This window comes from Aeromonas sp. R4-3 (assembly GCF_040908275.1).
GTDB classification, from domain to species: Bacteria; Pseudomonadota; Gammaproteobacteria; order Enterobacterales; family Aeromonadaceae; genus Aeromonas; species Aeromonas rivipollensis.
This window is the reverse complement of the sequence record NZ_JBFODK010000063.1, coordinates 23,425-43,970: the sequence shown is the minus strand read 5'-3', so window position 1 is coordinate 43,970 and position 20,546 is coordinate 23,425. Positions and strand designations below refer to the sequence as shown.

Genomic DNA, 20,546 nt, shown 5'->3' with positions numbered 1-20,546 from the left:
TAACAACCAGCAACGCATCGGAGCTTATCCTTATGGCCCGCAAACACGTCCAGATCCAGGACAGTGAAGTTGAGTTCCCCGCCGACGTGCAACTCGTCTCCACCACGGATCTGCGCGGCGTCATCACCTACGCCAACCCCGCCTTCTGCCGCATCGCCGGCTACCATGTCGATGAACTGGTCGGACACAACCACAACCTGGTGCGTCACCCCGACATGCCCAAGGCCGCCTTCGCCGACCTCTGGGATCGCCTCAAGGAGGGCAACCCCTGGCGTGGCATGGTCAAGAACCGCTGCAAGGATGGCCGCTATTACTGGGTCGACGCCTATGTGACCCCCATCTACGAGAACGGCAAGATAAGCGGCTACCAGTCGGTGCGCTGCAAGCCCGAACCCCAGCTCAAGCAGGTCGCCGCCCAGGCCTATCAGGCCCTGCTCAAGGCCGAACAGGGTGGCGCCAGCAAGCTGCCCTCCCTGCACAGTGTCAGACCCCTGCTGCTCGGCCTGCTGATGCTGGGGCTCTTTGGCTGGGCGGCCTTCTCTCAGGGGGCTCTGACGGTGCTGCTGATGCTGCTGCCCCTGCTGGCCGTCGCCGGCACTTACTGGCGCGAGCTCATCTCGCTGCCACGCTACCTCAAGCGCCTCGGCCAGCAATATGACAGCCTGACCCGGCTGGTCTACTCGGGGGACGCCCCCGGCGCCATCGCCGATTTCCATCTCAAGATGCTGCAGGCCCGCATTCGTACCGTGCTGGGTCGGGTCAACGACGCCACCCATCCCTTGCAGACCCTGGCGACCGACCTGCAGGACTCTTCCCATCAAGCCTTCCTCGACATCAACGAGCAGGACGCCCAGACCCAGCAGATGGCCGCCGCCATGACCCAGATGGCCAGCACGGCCCACGAGATAGCGCGCAACATCCAGGACACCAACAGCCAGGTGACAGAGGCACGCAGCAGTTGCCAGCATACGGTGCAGCAGCTGGATCAGACCGAGCAGCAGATGGAGCTGCTGGCCAGGCAGGCGGAGCATGCCTTCCACTCCGCCGTCGAGCTGGCGAACGAATCCGAGCGGATCGGCAGCGTCATGGGCGAGATCCAGGGCATCGCCGAGCAGACCAACCTGCTGGCACTCAACGCCGCCATCGAGGCGGCCCGGGCCGGCGAGCAGGGACGCGGCTTTGCGGTGGTGGCGGACGAGGTGCGCACCCTGTCCACCCGCACCCACAAGGCGACCGAGCAGATCCAGGGCAGCATCCGCCAGATCCAGCAGACTCTGGGCCGCTGGCAGGGGATGATGCAGGACAATCTGGCCCAGACCCGGGAATGCGCCCTGATGACGCGCCAGGGGTCAGGCAACCTGCATCTGGTGCTGGGGGAGATAGATCAGGTGACAGAGTTCTCCACCCAGATAGCCGCCGCGGCCGAACAGCAGCAGGCGGTGGTGGAGGAGATCAGCCGCAACATCCACCAAATCTCCCAGTACTCCCGCGCCAACAGCCAGAAGATCCAGGCGGTGGACAACTCCAGCCAGGAGCTGCTCAAACGCGCCAGCGAGCTCAGGGGGCTGAGCCAGACCTTCGGCTGAGCAGGATCCCCTGTTGCCCCCCAGACCACGGAAGCGCCACAATGGTGGCGCTTTTGTTTCACGCCGAGTAACACATGATGATGACCCCTCCCCCTTCCCCCTTGAACAAGGTGGAACGCATCGAGGCTATCCTGGCCCTGATCCCGGCCGGCCGCGTGGTGAGCTATGGCCAGGTCGCCGATCTGGCGGGCCTGCCCGGGCGGGCGCGGCTGGTGGGAAAAGTGCTGCGGGAGACGGACAAAACGCTACCCTGGCATCGCGTGCTGGGCGCAGGCGGTACCATCTCCTTGCCCAAGGGCTCGGCGGGTTTCGATGAACAGATAGGAAGATTGCAGGAAGAGGGGGTGCCGGTGATCAAGGGGCGGGTCAGGATACGGGAGTGGCAGTGGCAGCCCGACCTCGCCGAGCTGCTCTTTCTGATCCCGTTCTAGCGCCTGTCAGCGGCGCCGTCGCTAGTCGCTGGCAAGGGGGCCCAGGATGTCGTCGCAACGTACCTGCACCGGTATGGTCTCGTCTTCCCGCTGCAGCAATACCAGCAGACTCTGCCTGTCCACCTCCAGCACATAGGCCGTTCCTTCCCGCGTCAGGCAGGTCATGCCTGGCCGGATTTCATGTATCTCCATGACAACCTCCCTGTCTTGTGCTGCCATCCATGCAGCCCTCTCAGTATACCGCCATCTCCCAATAAAAAGGCCCCTCGCAAGGGGCCTCTTTCATCATGATGTGAGCGGTGACGCGATCAGGACTTCTTCGCCTTAGCCAGGCTCTCCTGCCACTTCCCATTGTCGTAATGGGCGGTCCAGCCCGTTGCCTTGCCGTTCACCTCCGTCATCACGTACTGCTCCTTGCTCTTGCGGCTGAAGCGCACCACGGATGCGTTACCGTCAGGATCTGACGCCGGGGCGTCGGCCAGGTACTGATGCTTGGGCGACAGCCGGTCGCGGAAGCGCTTGAGCTCCTCCACCAGTGGCGCACGAGTCTCACGGGATTTCGGGAAGTTGCTGGCGGCGAGGAAAAGACCGGCCGCCCCGTCACGCAGCACGAAGTGGGCATCGGACTGGGTGCACTTGAGCTCGGGCAGCGGCACCGGATCTTCCTTCGGCGGCGCTATGTCACCATTTTTCAGGATCTTGCGGGTGTTCTTGCAGGTCTCGTTGGTGCAACCCATGTACTTGCCGAAGCGGCCGTTCTTGAGCTGCATCTCGGAGCCGCAGCGATCGCACTCTATGCTCGGCCCTTCGTAGCCCTTGAGCTTGAACTGACCCTGCTCGATTTCGTAACCGTCGCAGTCCGGGTTGCGGCCACAGACGTGCAGCTTGCGGCTGTCGTCGATGATGTAGGCATCCATGGCGGTGCCGCAGACGCCGCAGCGGTGCTTGGCGCGCAGCGCCTCGGTCTCGGCCTCGTCACCGTCGGTGGCGGAGACGAACTCGTCCGCACTGACCAGGTTGATGGTCTTCTTGCAGCGCTCTTTCGGCGGCAGGGCGTAACCGGAGCAACCGAGGAAAACGCCGGTAGTGGCGGTACGAATACCCATCTTGCGGCCGCAGTCCGGGCAGTCGATATCGGTCAGCACCATCTGGTTGGCACGCATGCCTCCCTCTTCCGCTGGCTTGTCGGCCTGCTCCAGCTCCTGGGTAAACTCGGCGTAGAAGGCGTCCAGCACCTTCTTCCACTCCAGGCTGCCTTCGGCGATGCCATCGAGCTTGTCTTCCATCTTGGCGGTGAACTCGTAGTTCATCAGCTCGACGAAGTTCTCCACCAGACGGTCGGTGACGATCTCACCCATCTTCTCGGCGAAGAAGCGGCGGCTCTCGACCCGTACATAGCCGCGATCGACGATGGTGGAGATGATGGAGGCGTAGGTGGACGGGCGGCCTATGCCGCGTTTTTCCAGCTCGCGCACCAGGGCCGCTTCGGTGAAGCGGGCGGGCGGCTTGGTGAAGTGCTGACGGGGATCCAGCTTGACCAGCTTCAGGATCTCGCCGACGGTCACCGCCGGCAGCTGGCTGTCTTCCCCCTTGCGACCCATGGGCGGCAAGGCTTTGGTCCAACCGGCGAAGCGCAGGGTGCGACCGCGAGCCTTGAGCTCGAACTCGCCCGCCTTGACGGTCAGGGTGGAGGAGTCGTACTGGGCCGGGGTCATCTGGCACGCCACAAACTGGCGCCAGATGAGGTCATAGAGCCGCATGGCGTCCGGCTCCATCCCTTCCAGCATCTCGGCAGTCACCAGCACGTTGGAGGGACGGATCGCCTCGTGGGCTTCCTGGGCGCCAGCCTTGGAACCATAGAGCGTCGGTTCGGCCGGCAGGTAGGCGGCGCCATACTGCTCGCCGATATATTCCCGCACCGCCTCGACCGCCTCTTTGCTGAGGTTGGTGGAGTCGGTACGCATGTAAGTGATGTAACCCGCTTCGTAGAGACGCTGGGCCATCATCATGGTCTTCTTTACCCCGAAGCTCAGTCGGGTGGAAGCCGCCTGCTGCAGGGTGGAGGTGATGAAGGGGGCGGATGGCTTGGAGCCGGTCGGCTTGTCTTCCCGGTTCACCACCTTGTAGTCGACCCCTTCCAGGGCGGCCACGGCGGCGAAGGTCTCGGCCTGGGTCACCGGCTTGAAGTCGACGCCGTTGCGGCTGACCACTTCCATCCGCAGATCGGCCTTGTCACCGGTCAGCAGATCGGCATTGAGATCCCAGAACTCCACCGGCACGAAGGCCTTGATCTCGCGCTCTTTATCGACGATGAGGCGCACCGCGACGGACTGCACCCGGCCGGCGGAGAGACCGCGAGCCAGCTTCTTCCACAAGAGCGGAGAGACCATGTAACCCACGACACGGTCGAGGAAGCGACGAGCCTGCTGGGCGTTGACGCGATGGATGTTCAGATCGGACGGCTGGGCAAAGGCCTCCTGGATCGCGGTCTTGGTGATCTCGTTGAACACCACCCGCTTGTAGCGGCTGTCATCACCGCCGATGATCTCCCGCAGGTGCCAGGCGATCGCCTCTCCTTCTCTGTCCAAGTCGGTTGCGAGATAGATGGTGTCGGCCTTCTCGGCCAGACTCTGCAACTCGCTGACCACTTTCTCCTTGCCGGGCAAAATCTGGTAGTTGGCCTGCCAGCCTGCGGTCGGGTTGATCCCCATCCTGGAGAACAGGGCGTTGCGATCCTTGGCCGCCTTCTCGGATTCGCTGAGCTTGATGCCGCGAATGACAGGTTTTTTGGGCTCTGTGCTGGCGCTGCCGCTGGTCGGCAGATCGCGCACGTGACCGACGCTGGATTTCACCACGTAGTCCTTGCCCAAATATTTGTTGATGGTCTTGGCCTTGGCCGGAGACTCCACTATGACCAGTGATTTGCCCATGCTGTAACTATTATCCTCATTGCACCCGACGGGGTTGGCGTGCGGTTTTGTGGGGCTGTATAAGAGATTTGACGGGAAAAAGCAATCTTGTGAACAAATTTGCCATGCAGCCCGAACCGCCTTGCTTCTTTATTTATTAATGCGAAGGGGACGCGCGGGAAGCAACCGCTTTTTTGTTTTTATGCTATATCCCCCCCTTTTTTAGATTGGAAATGACATATCCAGCCACCCCCGTCACATAAAAAACCACCTTGGTTATCAGCTTGTTACAAAGGATGAAATCTCTTTATAATGGCCGCACGCCGCAGCTTTGTGCGCGGAAGGAACCGCTCCCCATATAAAAATCGAAAGGATGTAGTCATGAAGCACTTCGAGGTCAACTTCGACGGCCTGGTCGGCCCCACCCACAACTATGCCGGCCTCTCCTATGGCAATGTGGCGTCCCAAAGCAACGCCAAGGAAGCGTCCAATCCGAAGGAGGCCGCCAAGCAGGGGCTGCGCAAGATGAAGGCGCTGACCGAGCTTGGCATGACGCAAGGAGTGCTGGCGCCCCAGGAGCGGCCGGATCTCGCCACCCTGCGCCGCCTCGGCTTCACCGGCAACGATGCCAGCGTCCTGGCCCAGGCAGCGAAACAGGCCCCTGCCGTGCTGGCCGCCTGTTACTCCGCCTCCAGCATGTGGACCGCCAACGCCGCCACCGTCTCGCCGAGCGCCGACACCCAGGATGGCCGCATCCATTTCACCCCCGCCAACCTGACCAACAAGTTCCACCGCTCCCTGGAGCCCGAAGTGACTGGCCGCATCCTGCGCGCCGTGTTCAACAACGATCGTCACTTCAGCCACCACCAGCACCTGCCACAGAACGATCACTTCGGTGACGAGGGGGCCGCCAACCACACCCGCCTGTGCCGCGCCTACGGCGAGGCCGGGGTCGAGCTGTTCGTCTATGGCCGCAGCGCCTTCGACGTCTCCCAGCCCGCTCCCAAGCGCTACCCGGCCCGCCAGACCCTGGAGGCGAGCCAGGCCATCGCCCGCCTGCATGGACTCGGGGAAGAGAGCGCCGTCTTCATCCAGCAGAACCCGGACGTGATCGATCAGGGGGTGTTTCACAACGACGTGATAGCGGTGGGCAACCAGAACGTGCTCTTCTTCCACCAGCAGGCCTTCCTCCATACCGAGGCGGCCCTGGCCGAGGTGCGCACCAAGTTCGGAGAGGGGGAGCTGCACTTCATCGAGGTGCCGACCAATGAGGTGTCGGTGCAGGAGGCGGTGAAATCCTATCTGTTCAACACCCAGATCCTGACCCTGCCGAGCGGCGAGATGGCGATCATCGCCCCCACCGAGTGCCGTGACAATCCGGCGGTAGCCGCCTATCTGGCCAAGCTGGTGACCCTGGGCACGCCCATCAAGGGGGTGCACTTCATGGATGTGAAGCAGAGCATGCGCAACGGCGGCGGCCCCGCCTGCCTGCGACTGCGGGTTGCCATGAACGACGCCGAGCTGGCGGCGGTCAACCCGGCCTGCCTCATCAACGACAGCCAGTTTGTCCGTCTGGACAACTGGGTCGAGCGCCACTACCGCGACAGCCTGTCGCTGGACGATCTGCGCGATCCTTCCCTGGTGCTGGAGACCCGCACCGCCCTGGACGAGCTGACCCAGATCCTGAAACTGGGATCCGTCTACCCCTTCCAGCGCTGAGCACACGCTCGCAGCGAAGCTGCGACATCAGCATAAACAGAGAGCCGGGCAATGCCCGGCTCTCTTGTTTCAACCCATTGAACTGTGACTCAGCGCCAGGGACTCTGCTGCCAGAGGCGGCCGAGGGCGCCTTCCAGCGCCTGGGCCCCCTGTTGACCCAGCCGCTGGGTCAGGCTCTTGGGCTTGCGGTAGCTGATGCCGACCACCTTGTGTTGGCTGGCCTGGGCCAGCAGGTAGTCATCGCTGGTGCAGAGCGCATCCACCAGACCGAGCTGCTTGGCCTGGCTCGCCAGCCAGTGCTCCCCCGTGGTGACCTGGTCGATGTCGAGACCGGGTCTGTGCTCGGCCACGAATCCCTTGAAGCGCTCGTGGATGGCCCCCAGCTCCTCGCGAAACTTCTCCCGCCCCAGATCGTCGTTCTCGCCGAACATGGTGATGGTGCGCTTGTACTGGCCCGCGGTGTGCATCTCGAACTCGATGTCGTGCTTTTTCAGGAGTTTGTTGAAGTTCGGCAGCTGGGCAATGACGCCGATGGAGCCGACGATGGCAAAGGGGGCCGCCAGTATCTTGTCCGCCACGCAGGCCATCATGTAGCCGCCGCTCGCCGCCACCTTGTCGATGGCCACCGTCAGCGTGATGTCCTTGTCGCGCAGGCGCTGCAGCTGGGAGGCCGCCAGGCCATAGCCGTGCACCACGCCGCCGCCGGACTCGAGGCGCAGCAGCACCTCGTCTCCGGGCCGGGCGACCCCTATCACGGCGCTCACCTCTTCGCGCAGGGAGGCCACCTCCCTGGCATCCATGCTGCCGTGAAAATCGAGCACAAAGAGCCGGCTGCGCTCGTCCTCGCTCTTGGCGCGCGCCTTCTCTTCGGCCTTGCGCGCCTTGTCCATCTGCTTGCGCTCGGCCTTGCCGGCCAGGGCCGATCGCAGCTGATGACGCCCCTGCTCCAGCTCCCGGGAGAGATCCGTCACCACCAACTCCCCCTTGCGGGCCCTGGGTTGACGGCTGCTCACCACCATCAGGACGACGGCGCCTATGGCCAGCAGTAAGGTGAGGGTCTTGGCCAGAAACAGGCCGTATTCGGTCAAAAATGCCACTTGATGCTCCGCGCTATGTTCGGTTTTTTCACATAGTAAGGAGTTTGGCGGTATGGTGCAAAAACTCTGCCATGGGCCAGGGGCAGACAGTGTCAATTCACGCTACCGCCCTGTTTTCTTCACATTTTTGCCGTCTCATACTGGTCAACGGCAGGGCCGGATCAGTACACTTGCCTCCTCTATGGTCGCGCCCATCCGTCACGGATTTGTTAACAGGAGTGCACATGCTCGATTATCAGGCCCCACGGGATCTGCTCAAGGACAAGGTCATTCTGGTAACGGGTGCCGGTGACGGCATCGGCCGCGAAGCGGCGCTCACCTATGCCGCCCACGGCGCTACAGTAGTGCTGCTCGGTCGCACCAGCGCCAAGCTCGAGGCGGTCTACGACCAGATAGAGGCGGCCGGTCACCCCCTGCCCGCCATAGTCCCTGTCGATCTGAAAGGGGCCACTGCCGCTCACTACCGCGGCATGGCCGAGACCTTCGCCCAGCAGTTCGGCCGCCTCGACGGCGTGCTGTTCAATGCCGGCCTGCTCGGCACCCTCTCCCCCTTCGAGCACATCCAGGAGAAGGAGTGGGACGAGGTGATGCAGGTCAACGTCAAATCCGAATTCCTGCTGACCCAGGCCCTGCTGCCCCTCATTCGCCAGACCGCCAAGGAGCACGGCGAGGCCTCCATCGTCTACACCTCCTCCAGCGTGGGCCGAAAAGGGCGCGCCTACTGGGGCACCTATGCCATCTCCAAGTTCGCCGTCGAAGGCATGATGGAGGTGCTGGCGGACGAGCTGGAGCATACCGGGGTGCGGGTCAACAGCCTGAACCCGGGCGGCACCCGCACCAAAATGCGGGCCAGCGCCTTCCCGGCGGAAGACCCCCAGTTTCTGAAGACCCCGGCCGACCTGATGCCGCTCTATCTCTATCTGATGGGATCGGACAGCCGTGGCAAGACAGGCCAGACCTTCGTGGCCCAGCCCAAATAAATCAACAAACTAACCAGATGGGGTTAAAGTGAAGAGGGGCGCCAGTCGCGCCCTGTTGAATCCCATCGGCCCCTGACAGGTTGCACTATGTTTCGTCCCAAGAGCACGTTTGAGCAATGGCGGATCTTCCAGGCCGTGGTGGACTGTGGTGGTTACGCCCAGGCCGCAGAGGCGCTGAACAAGAGCCAATCCTCCCTCAATCATGCGGTCGCCAAGCTGCAACAGAGCCTGGGGCTGGCCCTGCTGGAGGTGAGGGGACGCAAGGCGGTGCTGACGCCGGCGGGGGAGATCTTCCTCAAGCGGGCCCGTCAACTCAGCCAGCAGGTGGAAGAGCTGGAGAACCTGGCCAACAACCTGGAGCGCCAGTGGGAGCCGCAAATCAACCTCTATGTCTCCGCGCTGCAACCCAGGGAGCGGCTCTACCGGGCGCTGGCGCACTTCCATCCCCGCAGCCGGGGTTGCCGCATCAATCTGCACGAGCGGATCCATTGCCACTTCAATGCGCTCCAGGTGGGGGACCTGATGCTCTCAGAACACCTGCCCCACGATCGCACCGGCCTGCCGCTGGACGAGGTCTGCCTGCTGCCGCTGTGCGCGGCCGAGCATCCCCTCGCCGGGCAGGAGGATCCCATCACGGCCGAGCTGCTCGCCAGCCATAACCAGATAAGCCTGCACCCGCCCATCCACCGCTCGGTGGACTGGAACGACGCGGATGACACCGGCTGGAAGGCGACCCACTATCACGAGGTGCTCAGCATGGTGCGCCTCGGCCTGGGCTACGCCTGGGTACCTGGCCATCTGGTGCGGGAAGAGCTCGCCAGCGGCGCCCTGGTGCAGCTCGATCTGGCCGGAGGCAGCGAGCGCTACCTCTACACCTACCTGCTCACCCCCTCCACCGATGCCCTGGGCCCGGCGGCCGAGCTGCTGTTGCGCTGCCTGCGCAACGAATACCAGGCCGACAGCGGCAAGTAATGCGCCGCCGACCACAGCGGTCGGCCCCTGCCTATCCCCCCAGCGTCAATGCCGTGGCCCCCGCCATGGGCGCCTCACACATTGGGCACCCGCCAGCAGGCGGCCAGCGCAGCCAGCGCCAATGCGGTGGCCACCATGAATACCCCGTGGAAGCTCCAGATCTCGGCCACAGTCCCCGCGATCGCGCCCGCCATGATGGAGCCGGTGCGAATGCTGTTGGCAAACAAAGTAGTCGCGACCCCGGCCCGACCCGGCATCAGATCCTGGAAATAGGACATGCCAATGCCGGCGACAATGCCGATGAAGATGGCGTTGAGCAGTTGCAGGGCGATGAGGGCACTCTGGCTCGACAGTGTCACCAGGCCGGCGTAGAACCCCACCCCGGCCAGCACCGCCAGCAGCATCATGGGCCGCTTGCCAAAGCGCCGGGTGTAGTAACCCGCCAGCAGCATGAAGGGGATCTCCAGGGCCGCCGCCGTGCCCATCAAGATACCGGCCAGCTTCTCCTCCAGCCCCAGCTCCCGGGTGATGTAGAGCGGCATGTTGATGAGGTACATGCTGTTGCAGGTCCACATCAGGGTGGAGGCGATGAAGAGCGCCCGCACCGAAGGATCGCGCCAGCTGCTGACCCGCTCCCCCCCGCCATGGCTGCTCGGCAGCGGCAGGGAGGGCAGCCAGCGCCAGACCACCAGGGCGCAGACCAGATAAGCCAGGGCGGAAGCCAGATACATCACCTCGAAGCCGTAGCCGATGGCGAGCGCGAAGGCGGCCGGCGGCCCTATCACCCAGGCCAGGGAGAACTGGGCCCGCAGCACAGAGCTGAACATGTCCGCCCGCTTGTTACGGCTGTCGGCGTATTCGCGCGCCAGGGCAAACAGCTGGGGGCTGGCGGTGGCGGTCAGGCTCGCCAGCACCACCCCCAGGCTCACCAGCAGCCAGTATTGCCGGTTCCAGGCAAACAGCAGGGAGAGCACTATGCCAGCAAGGCAGCAGCGCAGGATCAGCTGCTTGCGATCCCCCCCGTTGTCGGAGCGATGGCCGAGCCACTGGCTGATGAGGATGCCGATCACCGCGTTGACGGTGTAGAAGAGCCCGACCAGGAAGGGGCGCACCTGCACCTCTTCGGCCAGAAACAGGCTCAAGGTGGGCACCTGGAGTGCCACCGCCACCCCTGTCATGAAGGTCACGGCGAGGAAAGAGAGAGAGACGGGATCCGGCCTCTTGCGGGCAGCACTCAGCAAACTCATAGAGATACCATTGATATGGAAGAGAAAAGGAAGCCAGAAGCCGGCGGATATACAGTATGACGGCGATTATTTTATGCGATTATCAACAGCCACCTCAAGGCTTGCGAGGCCAGGTCCAAGTCCGTACATTGGTAAGCCCTCTGGCCAGTACAAGGATTTCACATGTTTGATTTTGATCGGGAGATAGATCGCAGCGGCACCATGAGCCTGAAGTGGGACAAGTACAAGGGTCAGGATGTACTGCCCATGTGGGTAGCCGACACCGACTTCGCCTCGCCCCCCGCCGTCATCGAGGCCCTCACCGCGCGGGTGGCCCACGGCATCTTCGGCTATTCCCGCCCCTCCCCCCGGCTGATCGAACTCATCATCACCCGTCTGCAGCAGCGCTATGGCTGGACCATATCCCCCGAGTGGCTGGTCTTCCTGCCGGGGGTGGTGCCCGGTCTGAACCTCGCCTGCAAGGCCTGGAGCCAGCACGGCCGTGGCATCATCACTCCCAAGCCGGTCTATTACCCCTTCCTGCAGGCGCCTGGCTTCAACGATCGCCCCCTGCTGACAGTCCCCATGATGGAGGAGGCCGGACGCTGGGTGCTGGATCTCGAGGAGCTGGAGCGCCAGGCTCCCTCCGCCGACCTGTTGCTGCTGTGCAACCCGCAGAATCCGGGGGGTACCGTCTTCACCCGCGAGGAGCTGCTCGCCATCGACGCCATCGCCGAGCGCCACAATCTGGTTGTCTGCTCGGACGAGATCCACTGTGATCTGCTGCTGGATAAAGAGGCTCGCCACATTCCCTACGGTGCCCTGAGCCCGTCGGCCGCCGAACGCTCTGCCGTCATGATGGCGCCGAGCAAGACCTTCAACATCGCCGGCCTGTGCTGCTCCTTCGCCGTGATCCCCAACGCCCGCCTGCGGCTCAAGCTGCAACAGGCGATGCGCGGCATCAGCGCCGACGTCAACCTGCTGGGTTTCGTCGCCGCCGAGGCGGCCTACGAGGGCGGCGAGCAGTGGCTCAGGGAACAGCTCGACTATCTGAGGGCCAACCTGACCCTGATCGAGCAGGCGGTGGCCCGCTGGCCCGGCGTCAAGCTGGCAAGGAATCAGGCGACCTATCTCGCCTGGATCGATGTGAGCGCCCTCGGGCTGGATGATCCCGTCGCCTTCTTCGAGCAGGCGGGGGTCGGTCTCTCCCCGGGCGCCCAGTTTGGCGATGGCCAGTTCGTGCGCCTCAACTTTGGCTGCACCAGGGCTCGTCTCACCCACGCCTTGGCGCGCATGGAGAAGGCCATTCTCCAGCGCAGCGTCTGACAAGGAGCGCGCGCTCCAACGCTGGCTGCACCAGGGCTCGCCTCACCCAAGCCTTGTCGCGCATGGAGAAGGCCATCCTCCAGCGCAGCGCCTGACAAGGAACGCGCCGCTGACCGCAAGGGGGCGGCGGCCATTTCGCCGCCCCCTTGACGGGAATGGTGAAAGCCATTCAGGTTCACATCTGATATAGATAAGATGTGACACATGACGGGATGAGCCTGGCTCATCTTTTTTTCAGCCATTGTTCCGGTTCACTATGCACCCACGAGCCCTGCGTCCCCTGTTGCGCCTCTCACTTGCCGCCCTGCCCTGGCTGGCGGCCATGCTGGCACAGCCCCTCTCTGCCACCCCCGCCTATGTCACCATAGGCACGGGGGCGCTCAACGGCGTCTACTACCCCACGGGGGGCGCCATCTGCCGTCTGCTCAACGACGACAGCAGCAACCACGGGCTGCACTGCACGGTGCAGAGCACCTCGGGCTCCATCGCCAACCTGGCCGCGCTGGCCAAGGGCGACATCCAGCTGGCGTTGGTGCAGTCGGATGTCTTGTACCATGCGGCTCACGGCAGCGGCCCCTTCGCGGGCCAGACCCCGAACGATCAGCTGCGCAGCCTGCTGCGGCTCCACAAGGAGTCCCTGACCCTGCTCGCCAGCGCCACCAGCAACATCAGCACCCTGGCGGACATCGAAGGCAAGCGGGTCGATCTGGGCGCCCCCAATTCAGGGGACAGGGTCACCAGCCGGGCACTGCTCGACGCCATGGGCTGGCAGGAGAGTCAGTTCGCCGTGCCTCCCGTCGCCTCGGCAAGCAACCGCCTGGAGGGACTCTGCAACGGCACCCTGGATGCCGCCTTCCTGGTCGCCGGCCACCCCAACCAGGGGATAGGCGATCTGACAGGTCGCTGCCAGGCCCGCCTCATTCCCATCGAGGGGGAGCAGGTCGACAAGCTGCTCAAGCAGTATCCCTACTATGAGCGCAGCCGCATCGGCGCCAACCTCTACCCGGGGCAGACCAGCGCCGTCGCCACCTTTGCGGTGACCGCCGAGCTGGTGGCCGAGGCCAGCCTGCCTGAAGATCAGGTGCGCACCCTGCGGGACGTGCTGAGCCGCAATCTCAAGCAGTTCACTCGGCTGCACCCGGCGCTCACCACACTCACCCCGGAATCCATGCAGGCGGGGGACATACTCCCGCTCCACCCCGGCATGCTGGATGCCGCGCCCACCCTGTTGCCAGACGCCCTGGCCCCCTCAGGGGCCGAGGCCATCTCGGGGGCGCTCCCCACTGCGCCGTCCGCCCCCACCAGTGCGGCCACCCCGCTGGAAGGGGCAGAGGTGCTGCCAGAGCAGCCCGCCGGCGCCACCCTGCCGGCCAGTCCGGATGCGGTGACGACGGAGCAAGCCCCGGCGCTGACCACGCTCCCGACGCAGGCAGAAGCAGCTTCAGCGCAGGGCAGCCAGCCCGACGCGACCGGGGTCGCCACCCCCTCGGCAGCAAAGAGCACAGCGCCGACCGCGACGCCCGCACCGGTCAGCCCAAGCGGCGCCTCGCCGGTCACCGGCGATACGCCCGCCCCCGCCCAATGACGGGCAGAGCACAATGCAAGAGGCCACCCCAGGGTGGCCTCTTGTCATCCGGATGTGCGCCGACGAGCGGCACCGGGCTTATCCCTTGGGAAGCGGCAACGAGTCCGGGCTCAGGATCTCCTCCTCCACCCAGTGCAGCAACTGCTTGATGGCCCGCGACAACACCTGGTTCTGGCGCACCACATACCCCAGGCTGGTACCGGGGAAGTCGGTCAGCCGGGTCACGGGGGCGGTGAGCTTGAGGCGCGGGTGGAGCGAGAAGTCCGGCACTATGGCGACGCCAAAGCCCGCCTCCGCCCAGTCGAGCTGGGCATCCACGCTGCCCACCTCCATGATGCGGCAGCTCGGCAGCCCGAGCAGGGGCAAGGAGGGGTCTATCAGCGCCCGGGTGCGGGTGTCGTGCCCCAGCAAGATGAGAGTGGGCTCGTCGAGGGGATCGCTCTCCCCGGCCTTGGCACGGGCCTGCCAGCGGCTGAGCCCCTGCCCCAGGGCGCACCAGGTCACCTGCTGCAATTCTGTGTAGAAGAGCGGCTCGCTGCGCTTTTGCGCCATCACGAAGCCGAGATCCGCCTTGCCCGCCCTGACCAGATCCGCCGCCTGATCCGAGGTGGTGTTGAACAGGGTGAGATCGATGCCGGGAAAGGCCTGCTTGAAGCGCTGGAACGGCTGGATCAGCAGCAGCCGCGAGATGATGTCGCTGGCGGCGATGGCGAGCGTCCCCTGGCTCAACTGGCTGAGGGCGTTGAGATCGGACTGGCAGAGCTGCAGCTCGTTGATGGCGCGCTCGGCGCTTTGCAGCAATCGCTCCCCCGCCTGGGTCAGCCGAAACGGACTGCGCTCGATGAGCTTGACCCGGGTGGCCTGCTCCAGGTTCTTGAGGTGCAGGCTGACGTTGGGCTGGGTCATGTGCAGTTCGGTGGCTGTCTGGCCGAAGTGCTGCAGGCGGGCCAGGGTGACGAAGGTATTTAACCAGTGAATATCCAGCATGACGACGTTCTCATCCAGCGCTGGCGCGGCTTGGCGCACCATGGCACGTTGTGTGCCGATAAATTGGTCACGATTATATGGTTTTCTTATCGGAATTATAAAGATAATTAATTTTTCTAATCCGTAGAGGGCTCCTAGGATGGACGCCTAACGTCTTAGGAGAAAGAGTCATGTCGTCTATCGTAGTCGTAGGTGCTAACTGGGGTGATGAAGGCAAAGGCCGCATCGTCGATTATCTGGCAGGCCAATCCGCCGCCAGCATCCGTTTCCAGGGCGGCAACAACGCCGGCCACACCGTGGTCAACGATCTTGGCACCTTCAAGCTGCACCAGCTGCCAAGCGGCGTCTTCAACCCGGATTGCCTGGTTGTCCTCGGCCCTGGCATGGTCATCAGCCCGGAGCCGCTGACCAAGGAACTGGCTGAAGTGAAGGCCGCCGGCGTGACTCCGAAGCTCGCCATCTCCGACCGCGCTACCTTCTGCCTGCCGATCCACGCCCTGGAAGATACTCTGGAAGAAGTTCGTCTGGGTGATGGCGCCTATGGCTCCACCCGTCAGGGCATTGCTCCGGCTTACGGTGATCGGGTCATGAAAAAGGCGATCCTGGTCGGCTGGCTGAAACAGCCGGAAGTACTGGTCGAACGCATCCAGTTCTTCCTCGACTGGAAACTGCCGCAGCTCAAGGCCCTCTACCCGAGCTTCGAGTTCAGCCAGACCGCCCAGGAGATGGCCGACTGGCTGCTGGAAGTGTCTGCCCCCTGGATCGACGCCGTCTGCAACGTCAGCGAGCCGCTCAAGGCCATCCAGGCCCAGAACGGCACCCTGCTGTTCGAAGCCCAGCTGGGCGCCGGCCGTGACCTCATCTACGGTGAGTACCCCTGGGTGACCTCCTCCCACGTCTCCGGCGCCTACGCCGGTATCGGTGGCGGCCTGCCGGCCCTGCGCCCCGAGCGCGTGATTGCCGTGGCCAAGGCGTTCAGTACCTCTGTGGGTACAGGCACCCTGATCACCGCCATGGAGAACCAGGAAGAGTTCCGCAAGTTCGCCAACGAGTTCGGCGCCACCACCGGCCGTCCCCGTGACATCGGCTACTTCGATGCGGTCGCCACCAAACAGGGTCTGGAGATCCAGGCTGCCAACGAAATCGCCCTGACCAAGCTGGACTGCCTCTCCGGCATGCCGGACTTGAAGATCTGCGTGGCCTACGAAGGTGCCAACACCGAGAACCCGATCTGGCCGCAGACCGCCGGTCTCAAGCCGGTGTACGAGTCCATGGAAGCCTGGAGCGAAGACATCTCCCACATCCGCAAGTTCGAAGACTTGCCCAAGGCTGCCCAGCACTATGTGCTGCGCATCGAAGCCCTGCTGGGTGTGCCGGTGCCCATGGTCTCCGTCGGCCCGGGCCGCGAGCAGATGATACTGCGCTAAGCCGCTCGCATCGCTGCCGCTAAGGCAGATAAAAACCGGTCTCCATGAGGCCGGTTTTTTTATGGCCGCCCACCACTAGCCGCAGCGGCGTCCCCAACCCTCTCTCAACCCCTCTCATTTCCCCACAAAGCGCAGTTCGGCTCAAAATAGACCATCCACAACCACATATTGAGCAGCATGGTTGAACCTGGCTTGCCCCCCGCCGCTAGACTGATCCCGTCATCAGGATCTCCCCATGGAGATCCCCTCATCCATAAAGGAGCACCACAATGAAATTACCCCTGAGTTCTGCCCTGCTCTCCCTGCTGTGCCTGGCGGCCCTGCCCGCCGCCGCCATGACCTTGAAGAGCACGGACATCCAGGAAGGCCAGCTGATGGACAAGGCATTGAGCTTCAACGGCTTCGGCTGCAAGGGGGAGAACCACTCCCCTCAGCTAAGCTGGCAGGACCTGCCGGCCGGCACCAAGAGCGTCGCCATCACCGCCTATGATCCCGATGCCCCCAGCGGCAGCGGCTGGTGGCACTGGCTGGTGGTGAACCTGCCCGCCAACCAGAGCGCGCTGGCCAGCAACGCCTCCGGCAAGCTCAAGCAGGGGCTGGAGCTTAGAACCGATTTCGGCAGCCAGGGTTACGGCGGCCCCTGCCCCCCGGCCGGGCACGGCATGCACCGTTACCAGTTCACCGCCTGGGCCCTGCCCCAGGATCTTGAGGTGAAGGCAGATACCCCGCCCGCCATGGTAGGCTACATGCTCAATGCCATGGCGCTGGGCAAAGCCACCCTGACCGCCACCTTCGTCACCCCCTAGGAGCCCGCCGGATGAGCACTCCCCTGCTGCAACTGAATCACTATTTCGGGATCCGCCAGCAGCCCCTGCACAGGGTGTTCATCTATGCGCCGACCCTCATCTGGGTGCAGCAGGGCCACAAACAGCTCTGGTGGCAGGAGAGGCGCCTGTCGTTTGACAAAGGGAGCTGGCTGCTGATCCCGGCGGGCCACCAGCTCACCTTCGTCAACCAGCCCGAGCAGGGCAAGTTCAGCTCCCATGCCCTGACCCTGCTGGCCCCGCCCCCCGCCGAGTGGTTGACCGGCGCCCCGACCACCCCGCAGAGGGAGCCGCGCCTTGAGATAAGCCCGGCGCTGGCGTTCTGCTTCGAGCTGGTCTGCTCCATGGCCGGCCGCACGCTGAGCGAGGCGACCCAGATCCAGCTGCTGCACGCTTTCTATGCCGAGCTGCACGCCGCCCATGCCCTCGACCTGCTGTTTCCCGCCAACACAATGACGCTCGGGGAGCGGCTGGCTCGCTACCTGGGGGTGGAGCCCGGCGCCGATCACCGGCTGGAGACTCTGGCCCCCCACTTTTCCATGAGCCGCGCCTCCCTGGTGCGCAAGCTGGCCGCCGAGGGGCGCAGCTTTCGCCAGCTGCTGGCCCAGGTGCGCATGAGCCACGCCCTCACCCTGCTGCAACAGGGACTGAGCCCGCTGGAGACGGCCCTCGCCTGCGGTTACGACTCCCCCAGCCGCTTTGCCGCCCGCTTCAAGCAGGAGTTCGGTCTGACCCCCCATCAATATCTGCGCACCTGCCCCTCAACGACCCCGCAACGCCAAGTAAATAGTTACTAAAAACAATTCCTGTGTAACCTCATGTAACCCGGTGATCCCGATCACACATCTCCCCGTCCGTACTGTGACGTAGCGCCAACCTTTCCGCTTTCTTTCCCCTAGAATGGCTTTGAAAAACGTTTTTACTAAAATAAACACAAAAAAAGCACCTTCCTTAACCTACAAGATCGTCATTGGAGCGAGATATGTTTCGTAAAAATTTACTTTCCGTCGCCCTGGGTGTCGCCCTGTTTGGTCTGGCCGCCTGCAACGGCAATGACTCAAGCGCACCGACCCAGCCCGACGCCACCCTGGCGAACCAGTACAGGAACGTGATCGATCGCACCGGTACCCCGCTCCAGTTCCGTGACTTTGACAGCTACTCCAACCTCAAATACAACCCCCTGCTCGATCTCGGGGCCTGGCACGGCTTCCTGCTGCCCAAAAGCGACAGCGAGTGGGGGGGCTTCACCGGTCCCATGGTGATCGCCGAAGAGTACAGCCTCTTCTTCGCAAGGGAGCTGGACAGGCTCAGTCTGGGGGACGAGAGCGGCCGCCAATACCCCCTCACCAGCGCCAGCAAGCATGAGATCTACGCCATCCCCGGCGCCCTGGTGCAGCGCTTCGAATTCGAGCCCTTCACCCTGGAGCTGGAGCTGCGCTACGGCGATGCCCGCACCGCCCTTGTCCGCACCCGTCTGGTGAACAATCAGGATGCGCCCCTCACCCTGACGCTCAACTGGCAGGGGGAGCTGCTCCAGCAGTGGGATGCCAAGAAGACGGTCGCCGAGCAGTATCCGGACTGGACCCGCACCCTCCGCCAGAGCGAGCAGGGGATCGAGTTCCAATTTGGCGAACTGCGCAGCACCTGGAACATCATGCAAAGCGGCAGCGCCAGCTATCGCATCGACCGCACCCTGCCAAGCCGCACCACCCTGGATGAGAAGGGGCTCGGCTATGTGAGCGAGGCCAGCCTCACCCTGGCCGCCAAGGGTCAGCAGGATATCTACACCCTGCAGAGCTATGTCCACTCCGCCGAGGAGGCGAGCCGCTACCAGCAGAGCCGCCAGACCCTGCTGGCCAACCCGGCAGACGCCTTCGATGCCTCCATCCGCCGCTGGGAGGGCTACCTCGAGCGCGGCCTCTCCAACCAGGGCATCCCCGAGTCGGAGCGCCGCATCGCGGTCAAGGCGATGGAGACTCTCAACGGCAACTGGCGCTCGCCGGCAGGCGCCATAAAGCACGACGGCGTGACCCCCTCCAACACGGCCCGCTGGTTCGACGGCGTCTGGGCCTGGGATAGCTGGAAGCACGCCTATGCCATGGCTCACTTCAACCCCGACGTCGCCAAGAACAATGTGCGCGCCATGTATGACTACCAGGTCCAGCCCGATGATCCGGTGCGCCCGCAAGACGCCGGCATGGTGATCGACGCCGTCTTCTACAACAAGCTCGCCGATCGGGGCGGCGATGGCGGCAACTGGAACGAGCGGGACACCAAGCCGCCCCTCTCCGCCTGGGCCATCTGGGAGATCTACAGCGCCACTCAGGACAAGGCCTTCATCGCCGAGATGTATCCGAAGATCCAGGCCTATCACGACTGGTGGTATCGGGCGCGGGACAACAACCGCAACGGCATCATAGAGTACGGCGCCACCCGCCACGTCGAGCACAACGACGAGTTCGGCAACATCACCTTCAAGGTGCGATATGGGAACGGCGTACCCGCCGTGCTGGATCTCGCGCGCTGCACCGACGAGGGGGATGGCTGGTACGGCTGCGCCGGCATGCCGCTCTACCAGCAGGTGCTGAGCACTGGCGGTTACGACGAGATGGACATAGGTGCCCAGCACGGCGCCGGCTGGGAGTCCGGCATGGACAACGCCGCCCGCTTCGGCTTCATCGAACAGGATCAGCTCAAGCGTTACGCCGACAAGGCCTATGGCGGCGACATCGACAAGGCCCGCCAGGACTGGAACGTCGCCTTCTTCGAGAACCACGAGGGGAGCGGTGAGCTGATCGGCTTCTCCATCGATCAGGAGTCGGTGGAGCTCAACGCCTTCCTCGCGAAAGAGAAGCGCATCCTGGCGGACATGGCAGATCTGCTCGGCAAGCCGGATGAAGGGATCCGCTACCGCGACGGCGCGACCCAGCTCGCCGGCTACATCAACAGTTGCCTGTTCGATGAAGCCTCCGGCTTCTATTACGATCGCCAGATTGCCCAAGGCGATGTGGCGGACGCCAACGGCTGCGTCGGCAAGTTGCTGACCGCCCGTGGCCGTGGCCCGGAAGGCTGGAGCCCGCTCTGGGCCGAGGTGGCCGACAAGGAGAAGGCGGCGCGGGTGCGCGAGGTGATGCTGAGCAGCCAGGAGTTCAACACCAAGGTGCCGCTCGGCACGGCGGCGCTGACCAACCCGGCCTATGACCCCGACATCTACTGGCGCGGCCGGGTCTGGCTGGATCAGTTCTACTTCGGGGTGAAGGGGCTGGAGAACTACGGCTATCGCGACGACGCCCAGATGCTGGTCAACAAGCTGTTTGCCAATGCCGAGGGGCTGGCGGGCACTGGCCCCATCCGCGAGAACTACAACCCGGAAACCGGCGCCATGCAGGGGGCCAGCAACTTCAGCTGGAGCTCGGCCCACCTCTATATGCTCTATCGCAACTTCCTGAAAAAAGAGGGCTAACCCTCAGCGGTAAT

At 63.9% G+C, this 20,546-nt stretch carries 16 protein-coding genes; 11 read left to right on the top strand and 5 right to left on the bottom strand.

Features of this window, described 5'->3' with window-relative positions:
- Positions 1-32: 32 nt before the first annotated feature.
- Together AB5Y91_RS20525 and AB5Y91_RS20520 are read left to right on the top strand one after the other, a co-directional pair.
- Positions 33-1,586: a methyl-accepting chemotaxis protein gene (locus AB5Y91_RS20525; RefSeq protein ID WP_368170655.1), complete on the top strand. Its 1,554-nt coding sequence runs from the start codon at positions 33-35 to the stop codon at positions 1,584-1,586.
- 74 nt (positions 1,587-1,660) lie between these two features.
- Positions 1,661-2,017 carry an MGMT family protein gene (locus AB5Y91_RS20520; protein ID WP_368170654.1) on the top strand — a complete coding sequence of 119 codons (357 nt, stop codon included), beginning with the start codon at positions 1,661-1,663 and terminating at the stop codon, positions 2,015-2,017.
- 21 nt (positions 2,018-2,038) lie between these two features.
- Here the strand turns inward: AB5Y91_RS20520 and AB5Y91_RS20515 are convergent, their stop codons facing one another.
- Both AB5Y91_RS20515 and topA read right to left on the bottom strand, forming a co-directional pair.
- A complete protein-coding gene (locus AB5Y91_RS20515) occupies positions 2,039-2,209 on the bottom strand; it encodes a hypothetical protein (RefSeq protein WP_162852227.1) in 171 nt (56 codons plus the stop codon).
- A gap of 116 nt (positions 2,210-2,325) precedes the next feature.
- Positions 2,326-4,947 carry a type I DNA topoisomerase gene (gene topA / locus AB5Y91_RS20510; RefSeq protein WP_106887492.1) on the bottom strand — a complete coding sequence of 874 codons (2,622 nt, stop codon included), beginning with the start codon at positions 4,945-4,947 and terminating at the stop codon, positions 2,326-2,328.
- 360 nt (positions 4,948-5,307) lie between these two features.
- Between topA and astB the strand changes: the two genes are divergently transcribed.
- Positions 5,308-6,645, top strand: a complete 1,338-nt coding sequence (gene astB / locus AB5Y91_RS20505) for an N-succinylarginine dihydrolase (RefSeq protein WP_368170653.1) — start codon at positions 5,308-5,310, stop codon at positions 6,643-6,645.
- A gap of 89 nt (positions 6,646-6,734) precedes the next feature.
- Here the strand turns inward: astB and sohB are convergent, their stop codons facing one another.
- Positions 6,735-7,742 (bottom strand): protease SohB, encoded by a 1,008-nt coding sequence (sohB, locus tag AB5Y91_RS20500; protein WP_368170652.1) that lies wholly within the window; start codon positions 7,740-7,742, stop codon positions 6,735-6,737.
- A gap of 224 nt (positions 7,743-7,966) precedes the next feature.
- On the opposite strand from sohB, the gene AB5Y91_RS20495 reads away from it, so the two are divergent.
- Entirely contained in the window at positions 7,967-8,722 is a 756-nt protein-coding gene (locus AB5Y91_RS20495; protein ID WP_368170651.1) for a YciK family oxidoreductase, read from the top strand.
- An 87-nt stretch (positions 8,723-8,809) separates the two neighbouring features.
- Positions 8,810-9,694, top strand: coding sequence for a LysR family transcriptional regulator (locus tag AB5Y91_RS20490; protein ID WP_106887496.1), 885 nt, complete (start codon positions 8,810-8,812; stop codon positions 9,692-9,694).
- Between the two features lie 74 nt (positions 9,695-9,768).
- Here AB5Y91_RS20490 and AB5Y91_RS20485 read toward each other — a convergent pair whose 3' ends face one another.
- Positions 9,769-10,941, bottom strand: a complete 1,173-nt coding sequence (locus AB5Y91_RS20485; protein WP_111910291.1) for an MFS transporter — start codon at positions 10,939-10,941, stop codon at positions 9,769-9,771.
- Positions 10,942-11,103: 162 nt separating this feature from the next.
- Here AB5Y91_RS20485 and AB5Y91_RS20480 point away from each other — a divergent pair, with 162 nt between their 5' ends.
- Together AB5Y91_RS20480 and AB5Y91_RS20475 are read left to right on the top strand one after the other, a co-directional pair.
- Positions 11,104-12,246 carry a MalY/PatB family protein gene (locus tag AB5Y91_RS20480; protein ID WP_368170650.1) on the top strand — a complete coding sequence of 381 codons (1,143 nt, stop codon included), beginning with the start codon at positions 11,104-11,106 and terminating at the stop codon, positions 12,244-12,246.
- A 256-nt stretch (positions 12,247-12,502) separates the two neighbouring features.
- A complete protein-coding gene (locus AB5Y91_RS20475; protein ID WP_368170649.1) occupies positions 12,503-13,831 on the top strand; it encodes a TAXI family TRAP transporter solute-binding subunit in 1,329 nt (442 codons plus the stop codon).
- Between the two features lie 78 nt (positions 13,832-13,909).
- On the opposite strand, the gene AB5Y91_RS20470 is transcribed toward AB5Y91_RS20475, so the two are convergent.
- Positions 13,910-14,818: a LysR family transcriptional regulator gene (locus tag AB5Y91_RS20470; RefSeq protein ID WP_106887999.1), complete on the bottom strand. Its 909-nt coding sequence runs from the start codon at positions 14,816-14,818 to the stop codon at positions 13,910-13,912.
- Between the two features lie 170 nt (positions 14,819-14,988).
- Between AB5Y91_RS20470 and AB5Y91_RS20465 the strand changes: the two genes are divergently transcribed.
- The 4 genes from AB5Y91_RS20465 to ygjK all read left to right on the top strand — a co-directional run bounded on the left by AB5Y91_RS20465 (position 14,989) and on the right by ygjK (position 20,532).
- Positions 14,989-16,245, top strand: coding sequence for an adenylosuccinate synthetase (locus AB5Y91_RS20465; RefSeq protein ID WP_025326213.1), 1,257 nt, complete (start codon positions 14,989-14,991; stop codon positions 16,243-16,245).
- Positions 16,246-16,514: 269 nt separating this feature from the next.
- Positions 16,515-17,051, top strand: coding sequence for a YbhB/YbcL family Raf kinase inhibitor-like protein (locus AB5Y91_RS20460; protein ID WP_262108877.1), 537 nt, complete (start codon positions 16,515-16,517; stop codon positions 17,049-17,051).
- A gap of 11 nt (positions 17,052-17,062) precedes the next feature.
- Positions 17,063-17,866, top strand: coding sequence for a helix-turn-helix transcriptional regulator (locus AB5Y91_RS20455; RefSeq protein WP_368170648.1), 804 nt, complete (start codon positions 17,063-17,065; stop codon positions 17,864-17,866).
- A 185-nt stretch (positions 17,867-18,051) separates the two neighbouring features.
- Positions 18,052-20,532 carry an alpha-glucosidase gene (gene ygjK, locus AB5Y91_RS20450; RefSeq protein ID WP_368170647.1) on the top strand — a complete coding sequence of 827 codons (2,481 nt, stop codon included), beginning with the start codon at positions 18,052-18,054 and terminating at the stop codon, positions 20,530-20,532.
- Positions 20,533-20,546 lie beyond the last annotated feature (14 nt).